This is a genomic window from Collinsella sp. AM31-2AC (assembly GCF_003469285.1).
Lineage (GTDB): Bacteria > Actinomycetota > Coriobacteriia > Coriobacteriales > Coriobacteriaceae > Collinsella > Collinsella aerofaciens_AT.
The window spans coordinates 1-2,920 of record NZ_QSJB01000037.1 but is presented as its reverse complement, the minus strand read 5'-3'; the positions used below and the strand labels follow the sequence as shown (position 1 = coordinate 2,920).

At 64.3% G+C, this 2,920-nt stretch carries 1 rRNA gene; it reads left to right on the top strand.

Annotated features, from left to right (window positions below):
* Window positions 1–2,897 (top strand): 23S ribosomal RNA (locus DW796_RS10235); the annotation flags it as partial.
* Between the last annotated feature and the right edge of the window lie 23 nt (window positions 2,898–2,920).

Here is a 2,920-nt window from a genome sequence, read left to right as displayed (position 1 = left end):
CGGCGAGGAGCACACATCCTTCGACCCGGGGGTCTCCGAATGGGCGAACCCATGCACAGCAGTGTGCATATCCCCCCGCTGAACGCATAGGCGGGGGGAGGACAACCCGGGGAACTGAAACATCTAAGTACCCGGAGGAGAGGAAATCAATCTCGAGACTCCCCGAGTAGCGGCGAGCGAAAGGGGACCGATGGCCAAACCGTCGAGCGGGCATACCCGGCAGGGGTTCCGCCGACGGGGTTGCAGGGCCGCGCATCCGGGGGCTGCCGCCCCCGGGCGCAGGTCCGGCTGGGGAGCGGAACGGCATGGGAGGGCCGGCCGCAGCGGGTGACAGCCCCGTACGCGAACCCAGACCGGACGGCGCGACGCGGTCCCTGAGTAGGGCCGGGCACGTGAAACCCGGTCCGAACCTGGGTGGACCACCATCCAAGCCTGAGTACTACCCTGTGACCGATAGCGCACCAGTACCGTGAGGGAAAGGTGAAAAGCACCCCGGGAGGGGAGTGAAACAGTACCTGAAACCGTGCGCCCACGAGCAGTCGGAGCACCTATATGGTGTGACGGCGTGCCTTTTGTAGAATGAGCCAGCGAGTCGCTGGCGCGGGGCGAGGTTAACCGAAAGGGAGCCGTAGCGAAAGCGAGCCTTAACAGGGCGACTTGAGTCCCGCGCCGCGGACGCGAAGCCGGGTGAGCTATCCGTGGGCAGGCTGAAGCGGGGGTAAGACCCCGTGGAGGGCCGAACGCACGTCGGTTGAAAACGGCGGCGATGACCTGCGGATAGGGGTGAAAGGCCAATCAAACCCGGAGATATCTCGTTCTCCCCGAAATAGCTTTAGGGCTAGCGTCGCGCGTTCACCGCCGGAGGTAGAGCACCGGATGGACGAGGGGGCTTCGCCGCCTACCGAATCCAACCGAACTCCGAATGCCGGCGGCCCAGAGCGCGGCAGTCAGAGCATGTGGGCTAAGCTGTGTGCTCGAGAGGGAAACAGCCCGGACCGCCCGCTAAGGTCCCCAAGTTCCAGCCGAGTGGCAAAGGATGTGCGTCCGCCCAGACAACCAGGATGTTGGCTTAGAAGCAGCCATGCATTCAAAGAGTGCGTAACAGCTCACTGGTCGAGTGGACATGCGCCGACAATACACGGGGCTAAGCTGGACACCGAAGCGGCGGGATTTTATCTATATAGAATCGGTAGGGGAGCTTCCCATGGGCGGTGAAGCCGCCGGGCGACCGGCGGTGGAGCGCATGGGAGTGAGAATGCTGGCATGAGTAGCGAGAGACGAGAGAGTAACTCGTCCGCCGTGAACCCGAGGTTTCCTGGGCAAGGCTAATCCTCCCAGGGTCAGTCGGGGGCTAAGGCGAGGCCGGAAGGCGTAGCCGACGCGCAGCAGGCAGACATTCCTGCACCGCGCACGCGGCGCTACGACCGACGGGGCGACGGATGGGGGTGGCTCGGCGGGGTTCTGGACGTCCCCGTGATGGAGCGCGGCCCGCGGACCAGGGAAATCCGGTCCGCACGAGGGCGAGGCTCCGGACGAAGCGATCAAGCGAAGCGAGTGAGCCCGAGGTCCCTAGAAAAACCCCTAGGCAGGCGCGTGCGCGCCCGTACCGCAAACCGACACAGGTGGGTGGGTAGAACATACCGAGGCGATCGGGTCAACCATGGTCAAGGAACTCGGCACAATGGCCCCGTAACTTCGGGAGAAGGGGTGCCCGCGCGTACGTGAACGGACTTGCTCCGGGAGCGGAGGCGGGCCGCAGTGGAGAGGCCCAAGCGACTGTTTACCAAAAACACAGGACTCTGCAGAAGCCGCAAGGCGACGTATAGGGTCTGACGCCTGCCCGGTGCCGGAAGGTCACGCGGAGGAGTTAGCGCATCGCGCGAAGCCCCGAAGCCAAGCCCCGGTAAACGGCGGCCGTAACTATAACGGTCCTAAGGTAGCGAAATTCCTTGTCGGGTAAGTTCCGACCTGCACGAAAGGCGCAACGACTTGGGCGCTGTCTCGACCATGGACCCGGTGAAATTGCACTGGTCGTGAAGATGCGACTTACCCGCGGAAGGACGGAAAGACCCCGTGAACCTTCACTGCAGCTTGGCATTGGCCGCTGGTCCCGCGTGTAGAGGATAGGCAGGAGGCACAGATCCGGAGGCGCCAGCCCCCGGGGAGCCGCCCTTGGAATACTGCCCTCGCGCGACCGGCGTCCTAACCCGAGGCCGTCAACCGGCTCGGGGACCGTGCCAGGCGGGCAGTTTGACTGGGGCGGTCGCCTCCTAAAGGGTAACGGAGGCGCGCGAAGGTCCGCTCGGGACGGTCGGCAACCGTCCTTTTGAATGCAAGAGTACAAGCGGGCTTGACTGCGAGGCCCACAAGCCGAGCAGGTGCGAAAGCAGGCTCTAGTGATCCGGCGGCCCCGAGTGGGTGGGCCGTCGCTCAACGGATAAAAGGTACTCCGGGGATAACAGGCTGATCTTGCCCAAGAGTCCACATCGACGGCAAGGTTTGGCACCTCGATGTCGGCTCATCGCATCCTGGGGCTGGAGCAGGTCCCAAGGGTACGGCTGTTCGCCGTTTAAAGCGGTACGCGAGCTGGGTTCAGAACGTCGTGAGACAGTTCGGTCCCTATCCTCCGTGGGCGCAGGAGAATCGATGGAGGCTGCCCCCAGTACGAGAGGACCGGGGTGGACGCACCTCCGGTGAACCGGTTGTCGACCAACGGCACGGCCGGGTAGCCGCGTGCGGCGCGGATAACCGCTGAAGGCATCTAAGCGGGAAGCCGTTCCAGGGATTAGTTCTCCTTCCGGTAAGGGCCCAGGTAGACTACCTGGTCGATAGACGGCAGGTGCAAGGCTGGCGACAGCCTCAGCCGAGCCGCACTAATCGCCCGAGCTCTTCCGGAACCGCACCTCGCGGCCCGCGGGAC